We start from the raw sequence: 17,725 nt of genomic DNA on the forward strand, positions 1-17,725 counted from the left end.
CGAATTTTGACTTATTTGCCTTAAAGATCAAGGAATTGGAATGCTTTTTTAGCAAATACAACATGCAGGCTCAACATTTTTTTACCGCAGAGTTTCGCAGAGTACCCGCAGAGTTTCTCGGAGTTTAGGCCACCTTCGGTGGCTAAGATGACTCAGAGGCAAATTGATAAACAATGTAAAACAATCAAACTTTAATGGTGCCCGACCTCCAGCCACCGGAGGGGGCAAAACTCCGTGAAACTAAAAACTCTGAGAAACTCTGCGCGTACTCTGTGAAACTCTGCGGTAAAAAAAATTAATTCAGCACCCACCTATAAATAAAGGATGTTTAACGCGGAAGAATATCAAGCAATCCAAAACGCCTTGGCCGATGAAAGGCTGGAGTTTTACCACTCATCGTGGGGCTCCAGCAGAGGAATGCACAATTGTCCACATTGCATTTCCAGTTTTTTTCAAGAGGCTTTTGTTTGGCCACAATGCGGTAAAAATTGATGCGGTACTGTGAAGATTTTTCAGCTGAGATCAAGTTCCAGGGAATCGACAAGGTGCCCGACCAGGCTTGTTGCCCTTTAGTGGCCTGGTGCAGGATTTTGCTACCGACAGGGTCGATCAGTTCTCCCTTCATGTCACTTTTTTCTCCAAGAGAAGGGTAAGAAATTTTCCCCACCCAAATGGCATTATTGGGATTGATTTCCAGCTCAATGTACTGCGCCGGGTCGGCGGTGCCAGGGGCAATGAATACCTCAAATACCTCTTGATTGTACAAAGGCTGGTTGTGCTCCAGATATGTATTTTGAGCCACAAACTCATCCTTTTCACACAAAAAGGCAACATGCAGGTAGTCTGCATCTGCTTTTAGCTGGACGGAGGTGGGAAAATCGGCAGCAGTGCCATCCGTAGAGTGAAAAAAAGTAGCAGACTCCAGGGCAGTCCATTGGCCCGCCTGGATCTGGATGGTTTTGGTGTTTTGTTCGTACATATGGACAAAAAATAGCAGTAGAAAAAGGTGAAGCATATTTTAGAGACTTAAAGCGGTAGTAACAAATATAAGCAGGGATGGTGGATTTTAAAGGTTAAAAACAAAAACCTGCACGGTACCGTATAAAACTGTACCTTTGTATCGATTTTGAAATACTTGATGTTGATTTGTAGCTCAAGATACGGAAGAGCCACTGTTACATTTGTTTTTCCGGCTCGGTATTTTTGCCTTGCTCACCTTGTGATTCATTCAATTTCAGGAGATTACTGTACAAACTGGAGAAGGTTTTGCTTTCCCCTGGCTGTACTATTATTGCTACTGAGACAATAGATACCAAGGTAGCAGCTAACAATACCACATGACTTTTAAGGATTTAAATTTGATTGACCCCATCCTGCGCGCGCTGGAAACTGAGGGTTATTCCACCCCAACCCCCATCCAACAACAAGCCATTCCCATTCTTTTACAGAGAAAAGACCTGCTGGGTTGTGCACAAACCGGAACCGGGAAAACGGCAGCTTTTGCCATCCCGATTCTACAATTGTTGCACAATGACGGCGTGCCCACGATTGGCCCTCGCCAAATCAGAGCCTTGATTCTCACCCCTACCCGTGAGCTGGCCATCCAGATCAACGAAAGTTTCAGCGCCTACGGTCGGCACACCAACTTGCGCCACGGCGTGATTTTTGGTGGCGTCAACCAAACCAAACAGGTAGAAAACATTCGCCGGGGCCTGGATATCCTGATCGCTACCCCCGGGCGTTTGCTCGACCTGATGAACCAAAAATTGGTCAGTCTGCAATACCTCAATACCTTCGTGTTGGATGAAGCCGACCGGATGTTGGACATGGGTTTTGTACACGACGTAAAACGGATCATCAGCAAATTACCTGAACGCCGACAAACCCTGTTTTTTTCGGCAACCATGCCCCCTGAAATTCAAAAGCTGGCCAATACCATCTTGTACAACCCGGCTAAAGTAGAGGTTACTCCTGTTTCTTCTACCACTGAAACTGTGGAGCAACTGATTTATTTTGTGGAAAAAAGGGACAAACGCGCCCTTCTGATTGAATTGCTTCGGCAATCCAAGATCAAGTCCGTATTGGTCTTTACCCGCACCAAACATGGTGCCGATAAAATCAACCGCGATATTGTTAAGGCAGGCATCCGTTCAAACGCCATCCACGGCAACAAATCCCAGAATGCGCGTCAAAGTGCACTCAGCGGGTTCAAGGAGGGTAAAATCCGCGTACTGGTCGCTACCGATATTGCCGCCCGAGGCATCGATGTAGACAATCTGAGCCACGTAATCAACTACGATTTGCCCAATATCCCTGAAACCTACGTACACCGAATTGGTCGTACCGGGCGGGCAGGAGCCAGCGGAATTGCATTGTCTTTCTGCGATAGTGAAGAAAAAGCGTATTTGCGGGATATCAACCGGCTGATTGCCAAAAATATTCCTACAATTACCTACGCGCCCAATATGCAATTGAAGTATTAAAAACCAGAAATTGCTAAAAAACAGAGCAACAATTATCTGAAAAATAGATTTTTATGATGATTGTTGCTTTTTTTTTAATTCCAAGAATTAGTAAATTTGTACTTTTCATTGCCAGTTTGATGCTGCACTTTTGTATCATAAATAATCATTAACGGCAATGATGATTGGGTCTCAAACACAACTTTAACAAACCACCAGTTCGTTTTACCTTTCGCCACACGAATACCATAAGCACAAAGAACCAAGGCCGCTCCGTGGACACTTGTCAGCAGTTGACAAGGCGTCGATTTATTGGTGCTCCTTGTTGTTCTTTGTGCTCAATGAACGCCAATTTGAGGAAATTGATGTACATTTCGCTGCACTAACACTTAGCGTCATGTCCAAACACCCAAACCAACTCCTCCTCGAACATTTCTACACTTGCTTCCAAAACAAAGACTACGCGGGCATGCAAGCCTGCTACAGCGATGATGCCACCTTTAATGACGAGGCATTTCAGAACCTGGATGCCGCTCAGGTGCGTGCCATGTGGGAAATGCTGATCCGCAATGGAAAGGATTTAAAGTTGGAATTCAAGGATGTTAGCGCAAATGAGCACAGTGGGTCTGCTTATTGGGAGGCCCGCTACACCTTCTCAGCCACCGGGCGCAAAGTGCTCAATAAAATCAAGGCCAGTTTTGAGTTTGAAAACGGCAAAATCAAAAAACACGTCGACCGCTTCGATTTTTATGCCTGGGCCAGACAGGCTTTTGGGATTACAGGCATCCTACTGGGCTGGACTCCTTATTTTCACAAAAAGGTAAACAGCACCGCCAAGGGTAACCTGGCCAGGTTTATGCAGCACAAATCGTCTTAATGTTTAGTGACTGGGCACCAAAATGCCCGATGATTGACGCACTACCAAATCAGAGCGCAACAAAATCGTTTGGGTCATCATGATGTCCCCCGCACCACTCAAGTGATTGATCAGGCTACGGGCCGCCAATTCGCCCATTTCATGCCCAGGATAATGGATCGTAGTCAGATTGGGTTCTACAATTCTGCTGACCGGGTCGTCATTAAAGCCAACTACTGCGATTTCTTCGGGTACCCGGATACCCTGGGCCTTCAAACCAATGACACAACCTGCTGCACAGTTATCGTTGGCCACAAATATGGCGTCTGGCCGATTGGGCTGGGCCAGCAGGTATTTGGCAGCCTCCGTTCCCGATTCCATACTTAAGTCAACCAGGCGGATCAGGCTTTTGTCCAATGCAATACCAAATTCAGCTAGAGCCATGGTGTAGCCTTGGAAGCGCTCCTTGTAAATGCTCTGCGTGCTGGATACCGTTATGTGGGCGATCCGCCGCCGCCCCTGGCTCAGCAAATGTTTGGTGGCTTCGTATCCAGCCTGAACGTTGTTGATGCGGATATTGGTGAAGGAACTGTTTTCAGGACTGCGGTCAAAAAAGATGACCGGGATGTTCTTCCTGGCAAATTTTTCAAAAGGTTCCAAATTATTCGTCAGGTAAGAGAGGGACACCAATAGGCCATCTACCCGGTTGTTGAACATGGTGCGAACGTTGATGGCTTCTCTTTCGGGAGATTCAGAAGATTGGCTGATGATCAGGTTGTACCCGGCCTGGTTGGCCACGTTTTCGATGCCCGCAATCACCGATGCCATAAAGTAACTATTGAGGCGGGGAATGATCACCCCAATCGTATTGGTATGCTGTTGCCGCAAACTGCGGGCGAACTGATTGGCCTGGTAGCCATGTTTTTCGGCCAGTTCAAAAACTCTTTTTTTGGTTTTGTCGCTTACCACCGGATCGTTTCTCAAGGCCCGGCTCACCGTAGCTACGGATATATCTAGCTGGGCCGCAATATCATAGATGGTTACATCCTTTTTTGTCTTGCTCATAATACGCAGGAACATTTGTAGTCTGACGCTAAGATCAATTGCTATACATCCCGTGTGGCGTATAAAGCGTAAATGAATGAAAAACAATAAAATGGGTGATTTTAAATGCCTTTCTTCCTAGCTAAAACAAAGGTAGTCAAAAATTAGTGAAAAAAATCAATGCAATCGGTTACATTTTTAAAAAAGACCTTTACCTTTGTTGTATTAATTTGGCTTTATTAGATCTAAACAGAAAGAAATTTTACCCAAGAGGTGTATTCTTTTTTATTCAATCGATTTCCTTTGTTTCTACGATCAACTTTACTTATTGGTTTCTGCCGAAATTCATTACCGGGATTTACATTTTTAATGGCTTTTAATCGCCAAAAAACAATAGAAATAAAGGTCTTTTAGCAATCGGTTACATTGTAGCGTCTTTGTGGTGATTTTTACATTGTATCTCGCCTGGGGTGACAAGTGGTATTTGAGCGACCAGGAAGAAAACACCAGTTCAGGAGAAGTGCTTCAAAAATCATGTTTAAGGTGTTTGGTATTAGTGATAAGCATGATTCTAGATTGATTTTTTTCGTCTTTTTTGTTTTTTGACTTCATTGAAAGCTGAGGTGCCTGCTGCTTCTTGATTTTAAGGGGCGCAGGTGCTTTCAGCTTTTGTTTTTGAGGGTTGATGGATCAAGGGGATTACCCTGGAAATGGTGGTGTTAAAGACGGGTTTCTATGGTGAACCCCTTAGATGCCTTAAGGTGTCTTAGGTGAAATAAAGCCCTTCGGAGCAGGGCGCTTGTTCACCACCTAGAACACCTAAGGGTGCGTCACTCCAACAAAAACTCAATATCCCCCCTTGAAAACTCCGCCCGATTCACATTCTCAATAATATCCTCCGCCAACTTTGATTTTTTGTCCTGCAACTTCAGGATTTTTTCCTCGATGCTGTCTTTGGTGATGAACTTGATGGCGATAACGTTTTTGTCCTGCCCGATGCGGTGGGCGCGGGCTATGGCCTGTTGCTCAGTGGTGGGATTCCACCAGGGATCGAGGATGAAGACGTAGTCGGCGGCGGTGAGGTTGAGGCCGGTACCACCGGATTTGATGGAGATCAGAAAAGATTGCACCTCCGCGTTTTCCTCAAAACGTTTGATTTCGGAGACCCGTTTGTTAGCGGTCAAGTCACCGGTGAGCCAGGAAAACTGCTGTTTGCGTTGTTCAAATTCCTCGCGGAAAAGGCTGAGATATTGCACGAAGGAGCTAAAAAACAGCGCCTTGTGGTTACTGCGGCGGATGGTATCCCATTGCTCCAGAATGTCGTTGAATTTGCCACTTTCTTTGGTGTATTCCTCCGAAACGAGGCGCGGGTGGTTCACCAGTTGGCGCAGTTTGGTCAGGGATTGCAGCACCAGAATGCGGTATTGCGGACTGTTCGCGTCGTAGTTTTCCAACAAGAAATTCCTGGCCGCGCTTTTTTCCCGCTCGTACAATTTCTTCTGCTCCGGGGTCATTTCGGAATAGAAAACTTGCGTAGTGAGCGGTGGTAGGTCTTTGGCCACCTCCTCCTTGGTGCGCCGCAAGAGGTAGGGGGCAACCAGGTTGCGCAGACGGAGTTTTTTGTCCTCCACCTGATGCCGTTCAATCGGGGTGATGAATTCCCGTTTGAAAAAAGAATAATTGCCCAGCAAATCCGGGTTGATGAACTGCATTTGGGCCCAGAGGTCACTCAGGGAGTTCTCGATGGGAGTACCAGAAAGCGAAACCCGGTGCTTGCCCCGCAAATCGTGAACCGACTGGAAAATTTTGCTCTCCCGGTTTTTGATTTGTTGGCTTTCGTCCAGGATGATGTATTCAAACTCCATTTGCCCCAGCAGTTCCTCGTCGCGCAGGGCAGTTTGATAAGTGGTCAAAATCACATCAAAGCGCCGCAACAAGCGGATATCAGTATAACGGCGCTGGCCCACATGTTTGTAAATGCTGAGGGTAGGGGCGAATTTTTTGATCTCGGCTTCCCAGTTGAACACTAGAGAAGCAGGCAGCACAATCAGGGCGTTGAGCGCTTGCAAAAACTCCTCATCGCCGGCGCTGGTGGCAAACAAATCCAGTTGATTACCCGTGGCGGCAGGATCCGGGGCGGCGGCTTTTTGCTCCTTGGCATACAGGAGCACCGAAATGGTTTGAAGGGTTTTGCCCAAACCCATGTCGTCGGCCAAACAAGCCCCCAGGCCATTGCGGTACAATTTGATCAACCAGCGCACCCCTTCTAGTTGATAGGGGCGCAGATCGGCTTTGAGCTTTTTGCCAGGCACATAATCAGAGAGGTCGGTTGCTTCGTCTTCTGCCCCGCTTTTTTGGGCGATGCCCAACTCGTCTACCAGGGTATATTGGCTTTTATTCAGGCGCAGGGCATTGCCTTCTTTGCGGGCAAATTGCATCAAGGCGCGGAATTTTTCCATCCACTCCAGGGGAATGACAAAGTACTCGCCGTTGGGCAGAAGGTAAAAACGGTTTTCTTCGCGAATGTTGCGGGCCAGAGCCAGGAATGGGATGCTGAACTCTCCTATCTGGATATCACCGTAGATGTCAAACCAGTCATTGATGCGTTCGGAGTGGAGGCTCAACTGTGCTTTGGCCAGGTAGACCTTTTTTTCCTCCAACTGAACCGGGACCACTTTGAAGCCCAACTTGTTAAGTTCTTCCCGGTGGGTAAGCAACCAATCGAGCAAGTGAAAAGGGTCTAGGCCCTTATCGGGTACGGTAAAGTACGAGGCTTCAGGATTGTGTAAGCCCAGTTTTTTAATGGCTGTAACGAATTGTTTCTCCTGGTCCAGGTTGCGGCGCACCTGATTGATGCGCACGTCGTTTTCGCCAAATTCCAGGCTGGTGCGTTTGTTTCGCCGGTCGTTCCAGTTAAAGCTGGCCTGTGCGGGGTAAATCATGTGCATGGCCAGCACCCATTCCCCATTGAATACGCTGGGTACCAGTTCAAGTTGGCAGGCTTTGAGCTCGTCCCAAACCACAACATCAAAACCTTCGGCTTCAATGTCAACTTTGGCGGCTACTTTGAGGATGAATTTTTGGAAGTAGGTTTTGACCGAATTGGCAGGGATGATGACCTCGTCGCGCTTTTGGAAAGGTTTGACCATGTTGCCGTTGATTTCAGCAACCTTGCACAAGCGGTAATCGATGAACAACCAGGCGGGGTGGTTGGTGATGGGGATCACCTCCTTGGCGCTGACCACCCAGGGCTCTCCTTCACCTTCACTCAGGCGGAGGCGGTATTGAACATTGTCCTGGTTTTTTTTGAAATACAAGTGCACGTCTAGGTCCGCATTTTTCTCCGACAATTGCATCACAAAATCCTTGACCAGTCCCCGACGGTCGACGTTCCAGGTGAGGGGCAAACGGTGCTCAACAATCTGGCTCAGCAGTTCATCCAATTTGCGGTGTACAAAAAGGGAGATGGCGCTTTGGATGTCTTTGTCGGCCCAAAGCTCCTCCAGCGGCTTGACCTTTTTCTTGGGTGGGCTGTATTTTTTCTCCAGGTTTTTGGGCTGCAACTCGTCAATGATAGCAAACAATTTGCTGCGTACAGCATCCAGTTCCAATTTAAAAGCCCCAATGGTATCGTCCAGTGCTTTTTGCCGGATGTGTGCCAATAAGTTGCTCTGATCCACACTGACAATGTAGGCATTGGGTAAATAAAGCCCTTCCGCCACTTCCATCAGGTTGTAGACCACCTCGTGTTTGCCCTGTATTTCTGCCGTATTTGAAAACAATTGCATCCTCATCAATCAACAAAATAAGTGTTCGATTTTTTGTGCCAAAACCCTGGCATGGCCTTCGTTGGACTCGACGGAACTTCCACCCAAATGGGGCGTCAGCACCACATTGTCCGCCTTGCGTAAATACTGAAATGGTTCGGGAAGTTCCGCTGGTTTGAGGTTTTCGAAAGATTGCTCTTCGTACTCAAATACGTCCAAAGCGGCCCCCAGCACCTTCCCCGATTGGAGGTTTAGCACCAAATCACTCGTATTCAACACCGTCCCACGGGCAGTGTTGACCAGAAAAATGTTTTTTTGAAAGCGCTGCAAAAAATTGTGGTCGACGAAATGGTAATTTTCGGGCAAATAAGGAATGTGTAAGGTGACAATATCGGCTTCCGCCCAGATTTGTTCCAGCGCAACTTCCTCTACCAGTTCGTCAGCGTAATGGGTTTTAAATTTGTCGTAGGCGATCAGGCGGGCACCAAAACCGCGTATTTTTCGGGCAAAGGCTGAACCCATGTTGCCATAACCAATGATACCAATGGTTTTTCCTTTGATTTCGATGCCCCGGTTGGCGGCTCGAACCCATTGGCCATCGCGAATTTGGCGGTCAGCAAGCCCCAGGTTGTTCATCAACATCAGGAGCATACCTATAGCGTGTTCGGCTACCGTATCCCGGCTTCCTTCCGGTGAAGGGATCACTTTTATCCCCCGTTTTTCAGCCAATTCCACATCAATGTGCTCCAATCCGACCCCACTGCGGGCAATAAATGCTAAATTTTCTGCCCGATTGATGAGCTCAGCATCGATGCGCAAACGACTGCGCAATACCAGGCCAAAACAATTGGATAATTGGGGCAAAAGTTCTTCGCGTGAGGTTTTGTAATGGGCTTCACAGTCAAAGCCCAATTCGCTAAGACGTTGAAATAGAAAAGGATGGGTGTTGTCAATAAAGATGACCCTTCTTTTTTTGCTCATGTATCAGATCCTTCAATTTTCAGACAAGATGTAAATATGCAGCGTCTTGTGCAATTGTGCAAGCAAAGAAGGACAACTAACAATTATTTAATCAATTTCATACCCTCTAATGGGGCAAAAATAAGTGTTCATTTTTCCTGAGCCAAAGGCTTAGATAAGAAACTTAAAATGAAGCGTTTGCTTATCTAAGCCTTTGGCAAAATGAAGCACTTATTTTTTTATGCCCCCCCGCTATTTGATTTTTCCCAATGGCTCCATAACTTTGCACTCCTGATCACTTCTTTTACGTAAGGTGTGATTTTATACAGAAGAGGGGAGAGAACGGGCTCGATGAACCTCTGGCAACCATGCAATACTAAAGATGAAAGATGAGAGATGAAAGATGAAAAGGAAAGCACTTTGCTTTTCCATCTTTCATCTCTCATCTTTCATCTCTTAGGCAACGGTGCCAAATCCCGCCATTAATGGGCATATAAAATCGCTTAGAGTCAATGGCTGAATCACCCAAATTATGGAAGCGCTCCCAAGCTTTCCATTTGGAATGCGGCACTACGCTGCCGGAAATCGAAATCGCATACCATACCTATGGTCAACTCTCACCTGCTGGTGACAATGTCGTGTGGGTTTGCCATGCCTTGACGGGTAATTCCGAGGCAGCAGACTGGTGGGATGGCTTGGTTGGTGTGGGTAAACTTTTTGACCCTGAAAATTACTTCATCGTTTGCGCCAACATCCTGGGCTCTTGCTACGGGAGTACCGGGCCTTTGAGCATCAATCCCGCCACCGGCAAAGCTTACGGGCATAGTTTTCCCCTCATTACCGTTCGGGATATGGTAGCAGCCCACGAATTGCTTCGGGAGGAACTGGGCATCCAAAAAATCCATGTAGCGCTGGGTGGCTCAATGGGGGGGCAACAAGTGCTGGAATGGGGCATTCAAAAGCCCGATTTGTTTGAGCACCTGGTGCTTTTGGCCACTAATGCTCAACACTCGCCCTGGGGTATTGCGTTCAACGAATCGCAGCGGATGGCCATTTATGCGGACAGTACTTTGTTGGAAGTAAACAATCCCGAGGCGGGTAAAAAAGGGCTGGAAACTGCCCGTTCCATTGCCATGCTGTCTTACCGCAGTTACGATACCTATCAACTCTCCCAAACAGATGATGCCGATAAATTGGAAGATTTTCGGGCAAGTTCTTACCAACGGTATCAGGGTTTAAAACTTTGGCGTCGTTTTAATGTTTTCTCTTACCTGACCTTGAGTCGCGCGATGGACAGCCATAACGTAGGCCGGGGCCGGGGTGGCGTAGAAAAAGCACTCCATGCGGTTAAAGCAAAAACGCTGGTGATCGGCATTGCTACTGACATCCTGTTTCCGATTCGGGAGCAAGAGGAAATAGCCAAAGGGATTCCCGGTGCACAGTATACCGTCTTGGAAAGCATTTTCGGGCATGATGGGTTTCTGGTTGAATTTCAACGCATTGAATCCTTGATCCGCCTTTTTTTATTCTCCCCGGAAGCTAAGGTAGACGCCAGCCCCCGGCCTTCGCAGGCTTGGACGGTATCGAATGTGGCGCTGCCGGGGTCGGAAAAATTCTAATAGAGTTGAGAGGTTGAGGAGTTGAGGCTACCGCAGTGACTTAGACAAGGACATTGTCAAAATTGCTGCGGTAGCCTCAACTCCTCAACTCCTCAACTCCTCAACTCTTAATAATGCTCATTCAACTCGAACGTCTCGACGATGCCTTCAACCTGAGGGCCACCAATGAACAAGGAAATTCCGTAGAAACTGACGCTGCACCTGCCATTGGTGGTGGTGGCAAAGGCATGCGCCCCATGGAAATGCTGCTGAGTAGTTTGGGCGCGTGTAGCTCCATTGATGTAATCGATATTCTGCGTAAAATGCGCCAACCCCTCAACGACATCAAAGTGACCCTGAACGGGGAGCGAGAGAAGGACAAAACGCCTGCACTCTTTACTGATATTCATGTGACCTTTAATCTCTATGGCGATCTGGATGTAGACAAAGCCAAAAGAGCGGTAGATATGTCGATGGAAAAGTATTGCTCAGTGGCAAAGATTTTGGAAAAAACGGCAAAGATTACCTGGGAAACAAATATTTTGGAGAAATAATTCAATTCTCTTAAATTGCAACAGTATATCGTTAAACACCAGGTTACTTGCTGTATCCCCACCTCCTGCTGCAAGTAATCCTGATAGACACTGTTGTAATACCATGAAAAAGACAACCCTGTTGCTATGCCTCAGCTTGAGTAGCCTGTTCCTGGCCACTCGCTTTGCCGCTGCACAAACCCTCGTAGCCGACATCAACCCATTGGCCCGAGGATCCAATCCACATTTCATTCGTACTGCTCCCGGAGGTGTAGTTTTTTTGGCCAATAGCGCGGATTATGGGCTGGAACTATTTTACAGTGATGGCACTGGGGCAGGGACCAAACTGATCCTTGATGCCGCAAAAGGCACGACCAGCGGCACTTACCTTTCCCTGGAAGTGATCAACGAACGGGCTTATTTTCTCACGCATCAAGGCACTACGGTAACCTTGTGGCGGTACAATTTTTTAAATGGCCAATTACAAGCCCTGAAAGATTTTACGGGCATCAATGATGCTAATTTGGGCAATCATGGTTTGTTTACCCGTGCGGGAAGCGAAATTTTCTTTTGGATCAAAGTGAACAATGGGGGCGAGTTGTGGAAAATTCGCGCCAATTCTACCCAGGTCGATTTGGTGACTAGCTTGCCCGAGTTGTTACAGCCGATTGAGATGGGGAGTGTAGACAACACCCTGGTTTTTAGTAGTCGTCACTTTACGGGAACAGTACAATTGTGGAGCAGCAAAGGCACCAATGCCAGCACCCAATTGCTCCAAGAATTTACAGGCAGCAACCCGATGGCGTCAGGCATGCGTTTGTACAAAGGAAAACTGCTGTTTATTGCTCGCGAAGGAGTTTATGGGCAGGAGATTTGGTCTACCGATGGCAACACGGCCAGTATATACCTGGATGTGTTGCCCGGATCAACGAGTAGCGCAGCACAACACCTGACGGTGAACGACCAGACGCTTTTTTTTGTAGCCCATACCACCAACGGTGGCGCAGAGGTCTGGCGCAGCGATGGCACAACCAACGGCACACGCCCAACGGGTAATTACTTTTCCAGTGAACAAAGTAGTAGCCAATTCCGCTCGGTACAGGCTTTTGATCGAGGGGTTTTTACCCTTGTGTACAACGATAGTATCCGCTCCGACGAACTTTGGTATTTTGATGTGTTTGGCTCGCGTCAACTAAAGGTTAAAACATTGTCTGAGCCTGGCTACCTTGACGGAAAATTCCTGCAAGGGCTCGTTTCCGCCAATGTATTTTATTTCATGGCCAGAGACGCTCAGCGGGGAACGGAATTGTGGGCGATCCGCAATACGGTACTAACGGCACCCCGATTGCTCAAAGATATTTATCCCGGTAAAGGTTCACCCGGCATTCGCAGCATGGCCGCAGCAAGTGGACGCTTGTTTTTTAATGCTGAAAATGAGCAGCAGGGCCAAGAGTTATGGATGAGCAATGGCACGGATAAAACCAATCTGGTTAAGGTGTTGAACAGTACGAATGGCGACTCGAACCCGGGCAATTTTTTTGTACATCAAGGTTACCTTATTTTCAACGCCACCCAACCTGCTACAGGACATGAACTATGGGTAAGCAAAGGACTTCCTTTTAGTACAGTGCTACTTGCTGACCTCAATCCTGGCCAGGGCAGTAGCTTCCCAACTGGTTTTCTTCCCCTGAAAGACCTCAACTTTACTTTTGCTGCTACCAGTGAATCGGCTGGCCGGGAGTTGTGGCGCAGCATGGTATTTAACGAAAAAGGGGTTTTGGTTAAAGACTTAAACCCTGGAAATTTGTCAGGAGTGGTTTCAGTCAAAATGGGCAAACTCAAAGACAAGGTGCTTTTTGGCGGCCAAACGCCTGAACAAGGTAGTGAACTCTGGATCAGTGACGGCACCGATGCCGGAACCAAACTATTGAAAGACATTTGGCCAGGCGCAGCATCTTCTCAGCCTATTTTTTTTGGTGAAGCAGGCACCTTCGGTGATAGCATCCTCATTTTTAAAGCAGAGAATAGTAGTTCTGGGATAGAATTCTGGCGTACGAATGGTACGGCAGCCGGGACTTACCTGTTGGCTGATCTGAATCCAGGAATACTGGGTTCGGGCTATTTTCAAAACATCACCCGCATTGGCAGGTATGCGTATTTCAACATCATCGACAACAACTACAACATCCAAACCTGGCGCAGCAATGGCACAAGCGTTGAGCTGGTCTATAATGGATACGGCGATCAATTCGTAGGCTACAAAGGAAAAATTCTGTTCAGCGGATATGCTCAACTTAGCGGACAGGAACTGTGGAGCTACGATACCCTGACCAAAGTGAGTAGTCTGGTACTGGACATTAACCTTGGGGTGACCTCTTCCAGCCCGATCCATTTAAGGGCTTTTAATGGCCTGGTGTATTTCAGCGCTGACGATGGGACTTCTGGAAGAGAGTTGTGGAAAACCGATGGGACTAAGGTTGGAACCAGCTTGGTACAGGACATCAATCCCGGTTTTGCGGGTAGTAACCCACAGGAATTGCTGGTAAATGGTTCATTTTTGTTCTTTAGTGCTGATGAACCTAACACGGGGCGGGAGCTGTGGTCTTTATCCTCCAGTGCGGGCGTAGCCAATTTGCTTTTTGACTTGAATCAGGGTAAAGCCTCCTCCAGCCCCAGCGAATTAACGATGTTCCACGATGAATTGTACTTCCGTGCCGATAATGGCAAGATTGGGCTGGAGCTCTGGAAAACAGCGATGCCGGATGTGGCTACGTTTAATGAGCCAAGTGCCGATTTAGCACAACTGGCCGAACCAAAGCTGGCTAATGGCTTCAATGATCTACCCAAATTAACCCTTTATCCCAATCCAGGCACGGATTATTTGCAGGTGCAAATGCCCTTGGATAACCTGAAATTGGAAGTGTACGATGGTCTGGGGCGGCGGGTTTTACCAGCGGTTTCCTTCAGCCAAAGTGGAGAAGTGACGCTGAAAAACTTGGTACCAGGACAATATTACCTAAAAGTATATGATGCGCAGCAAAAATTAGTGGCTGCTCAGGCTTTTCAGAAGCAATAAATTTTTAGCAAAACTTTAGTATGCCTTTTCAAAAGGTTCGACCTTTTGAAAAGTTCTTTAGCGCAAGATTGTGCGGGCAGAACCCCTCGAAAGTCTGAAACTTTCGAGGGGGGAGCTTAGCCTCGTGCTTTGCCTTCTGGTATACACAATCATCAAATCTTACCTCATCTTCCAATCCCAAAACCATGAGAATTGTATTGTTCCTCACTCTTTGTATGCTGCCCAGCATTTCGGCCTTTACCCAAACTGGCAATAACTTTCAAGCAGGCCAATTGGTGTTGAAAAACGGTGAAACCAAAGCAGGGTTGATCTTTGCACAATTCCAAAACAGCAAGCCCTTACGTTTCAAAAGCACAGAAAACGCTTCAGAAAGCAGTTTTGAACTGAGTCAAATCAAAGAAGTACGCATTGGCAGCCAGGAGCGTTACATACCTTATTGTGCTACGGAGACAAACTGTCAATGGCTAACAAACTTATTGGAATGCAAGGTCAATTTGTACCGCAGTGCCAGTGAAACAAGCTTGTACTATCTGGAAGAAGAAGGTACTTTTTATGCCATTAAATTGACCACCTTAGCCGGTGTAGTCAATGCCCTGCAAAACAAGTGTTCCAGTTTTAAAGCGCAAAACAAACAGTACCGCTTCACCACCAACTCCTTGATCGAAATGACGGGGGATTATTGCCAGTGCAAATATCCTGACCAAAACAAAGCTAGCACAGAGCCTAAAACCTACCAGGAAAAAACGGCCAAACTTTATCTGGGTTTGCAGTTGGGTTTGAATCAGGGTTCAACGGGAATGGAAGAAAACCTTTTCCCGGAGCGTTATTTTAAAGGCGGTGGTTTTCGCGATCAGGTGGGTGTTAGCTTTGGTATCCCTGCTGAATTGCAAATAGGCAAACATGTAGCCATTCAAACCGGCTTACATTTGTTCCAACGCAGCACGCTCCGAGATTCGGTGAACATCAATTTTACTTATGCCGAGTATTTTAATCAAATCAAATTTTCACTGACTTATTTGGATATTCCTCTAATGGTGCAGTACCGTTTTGGGCCCGAAAAGCTGCAACCCTTTGTACAGGTGGGTGCACAGATTGGAGTACCACTTTCGCGCAAGTTTATCCATACACCTTATGATCCGAACCTGGATTATGAAACGCCCTTCCACGTTTTTCAGGCGATGGGTACGGGCTTAAGGGCAGGAATTGGGGTGAATAAGTCCTTGAATAACAAGATAAAATTGCAATTATTGGGACAGTACATCCGCTTTTCTACCTTTTTTGAACATACCATACCTGCATTTATTGATGGGGACCAGATTAACTCCTCGGTGTTTCAAATCTCGGGGGGATTGATGTGGAGGATGGGTAAATAAAGGAGCTGGATGCTTATTTACGGTGTGTTGGGAGTACAAGATTTTTAAACCAGGCATATTGATCATGATTTGATTTTTATAACTTTGCCCCATGAACAAGACTGAAAGCATCGAAGACTTTTACCGCAACAAACTCCAATGGATGCCCGATAACCTCAAAAAAGGCTTAGGGCATTTCAATGTATTTAAGCTGGATGACTTTAATGGTCCGCAGGCTAAACCCATGCCTTACAACCGCAGGGATTTTTTCAAAATCAGTTTCATCCTAGGCGGAAACCGCGCCCACTACGCCGATAAAGTAGTGGAAACGAATGGGCCCACCCTACTTTTTGCCAACCCACAAATCCCTTACAATTGGGAGCCACTACAAAGCACCTATTCAGGGCATTTTTGCATTTTCACCGAGGCATTTTTCACCAACTTTGGCAACATCAAGGACTATCCCGTTTTTCAACCGGGAGGTACTCCCCTATTCCAATTAACTGAAGATCAAATCGAGCCAATCCGCCTGATTTTCCTGCAAATGCACGAGGAAATGGCCTCCGATTTTCAATACAAATACGATGTGATGCGCACTTTGGTGCTACAATTGGTACACCTGGCGCTTAAGTTACAACCTGCACAGATTTCGGTGTATGAAGCTTCCAATGCGTCGACGCGGATCTCTGCCATGTTTACCGAATTACTGGAGCGGCAGTTCCCCATTGAGGCCAATAGGCAACAAATTGCCTTCCGTTCACCCAATGATTTTGCCACCCAATTGGCCGTGCACGTCAATCACCTCAATCGTGCCTTGAAAGAAACCACCGGTAAAACCACTTCCCAAATCATTGCTGAACGAGTGATACAGGAAGCCAAAATGTTGCTGATGCACACCAACTGGAACATCGGTGAAATTGCCTGGAGCCTGGGTTTTGAGGAACCTCCCCATTTCATCAATTTTTTCAAAAAACAGGTAGAGCTTACGCCTAAAACCTTCCGTGAATTGTCCAATTAATTCCCTCTTGTTTGATTTTTGCAGTTATTGGTTTGATTTCAGCATTTCCTGACATACCAGAAGCCTATAGTTTTGTGGTATCATTCAGCGCTTGTATAAGTTTTTTGTTCGGAAGCGAAAACGAGGCCATTTTTACCCAAATGAGGCACGAAAAGCGGAGTTTAGCAGCGCTAAATGAGCATTTTCGGAACGAAATTTGGGTAAAAATGGGCCGTTTGTAGCCCGAACAAAAAACTTATACAAGCGCCCAAACAACCCAAACAATGATATCCAATTCAAAAATTGCGCTGATCACGGGCGGTAGCCGTGGACTCGGCAAGGAGATGGCTTTGCGTATTGCTGAAAAAGGCCTGGATGTAGTGCTAACTTACAACAGCAAACAAGACGAAGCGCAAGCGGTGGTACAACAAATCGAAGCACTGGGGCAAAAAGCAGCAGCTTTACAGCTCAATGTAGGCCAGGTCGGTACTTTTAACTCCTTTTATGCCAACCTACAGCAAGTATTACAAACACACTTTGGCACGGATAAAATCGACTTTTTGGTAAACAATGCGGGCATCGGTATTCATGCCGCTTTTGCAGAAACCACCGAAGAGCAGTTTGATGAACTCCTGAACATCCATTTTAAGGGCAGCTTTTTTATGGCGCAAAAGGCACTGCCCTTGATGAATGACGGAGGTGGAATCGTCAACATTTCTACTGGACTGGCGCGTTTTTCATTCCCCGGATACGCAGCCTATGCTTCGATGAAAGGTGCCATTGAAACCTTGACCAAATACCAGGCCAACGAACTAGGTGCCAGGGGTATTCGTGTCAATGTAGTTGCTCCAGGAGCCATTGAAACTGATTTTGGTGGAGGAGCGGTCCGGGACAATGCGGCTTTAAACGCTCAGGTTGCATCAATGACTGCTCTTGGCCGGGTAGGTTTACCAGAAGATATTGGCGGAGTGGTGGCTTTTCTGTGTACGGATGAAGCGCGTTGGATGAATGCGCAGCGGATTGAGTTGTCGGGTGGGATGATGTTGTAGAAATTGGTGCTTTAATTGACCTCCCCGAAGG

The 17,725-nt window shown here is 46.9% G+C and carries 12 protein-coding genes and 1 riboswitch; of the genes, 8 read left to right on the forward strand and 4 right to left on the reverse strand.

The features are described 5' to 3' along the window. Positions 1-328 precede the first annotated feature (328 nt). Positions 329-1,015, reverse strand: coding sequence for a carbohydrate-binding family 9-like protein (locus tag ACO08K_RS05840; RefSeq protein ID WP_421795461.1), 687 nt, complete (start codon positions 1,013-1,015; stop codon positions 329-331). 322 nt (positions 1,016-1,337) lie between these two features. On the opposite strand from ACO08K_RS05840, the gene ACO08K_RS05845 reads away from it, so the two are divergent. After that, positions 1,338-2,483, forward strand: coding sequence for a DEAD/DEAH box helicase (locus ACO08K_RS05845; RefSeq protein ID WP_421795462.1), 1,146 nt, complete (start codon positions 1,338-1,340; stop codon positions 2,481-2,483). Between the two features lie 376 nt (positions 2,484-2,859). Continuing rightward, positions 2,860-3,339 carry a nuclear transport factor 2 family protein gene (locus ACO08K_RS05850; protein WP_421795463.1) on the forward strand — a complete coding sequence of 160 codons (480 nt, stop codon included), beginning with the start codon at positions 2,860-2,862 and terminating at the stop codon, positions 3,337-3,339. A 3-nt stretch (positions 3,340-3,342) separates the two neighbouring features. Here ACO08K_RS05850 and ACO08K_RS05855 read toward each other — a convergent pair whose 3' ends face one another. The 3 genes from ACO08K_RS05855 to ACO08K_RS05865 form a co-directional block, all read right to left on the reverse strand. After that, positions 3,343-4,383, reverse strand: coding sequence for a LacI family DNA-binding transcriptional regulator (locus ACO08K_RS05855; RefSeq protein ID WP_421795464.1), 1,041 nt, complete (start codon positions 4,381-4,383; stop codon positions 3,343-3,345). Positions 4,384-5,192: 809 nt separating this feature from the next. Beyond that, positions 5,193-8,150: a DEAD/DEAH box helicase gene (locus ACO08K_RS05860; protein WP_421795465.1), complete on the reverse strand. Its 2,958-nt coding sequence runs from the start codon at positions 8,148-8,150 to the stop codon at positions 5,193-5,195. A 9-nt stretch (positions 8,151-8,159) separates the two neighbouring features. Further along, positions 8,160-9,110, reverse strand: coding sequence for an NAD(P)-dependent oxidoreductase (locus ACO08K_RS05865; protein WP_421795466.1), 951 nt, complete (start codon positions 9,108-9,110; stop codon positions 8,160-8,162). Positions 9,111-9,407: 297 nt separating this feature from the next. Beyond that, positions 9,408-9,589: riboswitch (SAM riboswitch) on the forward strand. A 12-nt stretch (positions 9,590-9,601) separates the two neighbouring features. On the opposite strand from ACO08K_RS05865, the gene metX reads away from it, so the two are divergent. From metX to ACO08K_RS05895, 6 genes are all read left to right on the forward strand, one after another. Continuing rightward, complete coding sequence (metX, locus tag ACO08K_RS05870; RefSeq protein WP_421795467.1) at positions 9,602-10,708, forward strand: homoserine O-acetyltransferase MetX; 1,107 nt, start codon at positions 9,602-9,604, stop codon at positions 10,706-10,708. A 113-nt stretch (positions 10,709-10,821) separates the two neighbouring features. Then, the gene (locus ACO08K_RS05875) at positions 10,822-11,241 is read left to right on the forward strand and encodes an OsmC family protein (protein ID WP_421795468.1); all 420 of its coding nucleotides are present in this window, start codon (positions 10,822-10,824) and stop codon (positions 11,239-11,241) included. Positions 11,242-11,344: 103 nt separating this feature from the next. Further along, a complete protein-coding gene (locus ACO08K_RS05880; protein WP_421795469.1) occupies positions 11,345-14,296 on the forward strand; it encodes an ELWxxDGT repeat protein in 2,952 nt (983 codons plus the stop codon). Positions 14,297-14,481: 185 nt separating this feature from the next. Further along, positions 14,482-15,669 (forward strand): porin family protein, encoded by a 1,188-nt coding sequence (locus tag ACO08K_RS05885; RefSeq protein ID WP_421795470.1) that lies wholly within the window; start codon positions 14,482-14,484, stop codon positions 15,667-15,669. 91 nt (positions 15,670-15,760) lie between these two features. After that, on the forward strand, positions 15,761-16,666 hold the full coding sequence (locus ACO08K_RS05890; RefSeq protein ID WP_421795471.1) for a helix-turn-helix domain-containing protein: 906 nt from the start codon (positions 15,761-15,763) through the stop codon (positions 16,664-16,666). 263 nt (positions 16,667-16,929) lie between these two features. Next, positions 16,930-17,694: an SDR family NAD(P)-dependent oxidoreductase gene (locus ACO08K_RS05895; RefSeq protein WP_421795472.1), complete on the forward strand. Its 765-nt coding sequence runs from the start codon at positions 16,930-16,932 to the stop codon at positions 17,692-17,694. Positions 17,695-17,725: the final 31 nt, after the last annotated feature.

This window comes from Haliscomenobacter sp. (assembly GCF_965225875.1).
GTDB lineage: Bacteria > Bacteroidota > Bacteroidia > Chitinophagales > Saprospiraceae > Haliscomenobacter.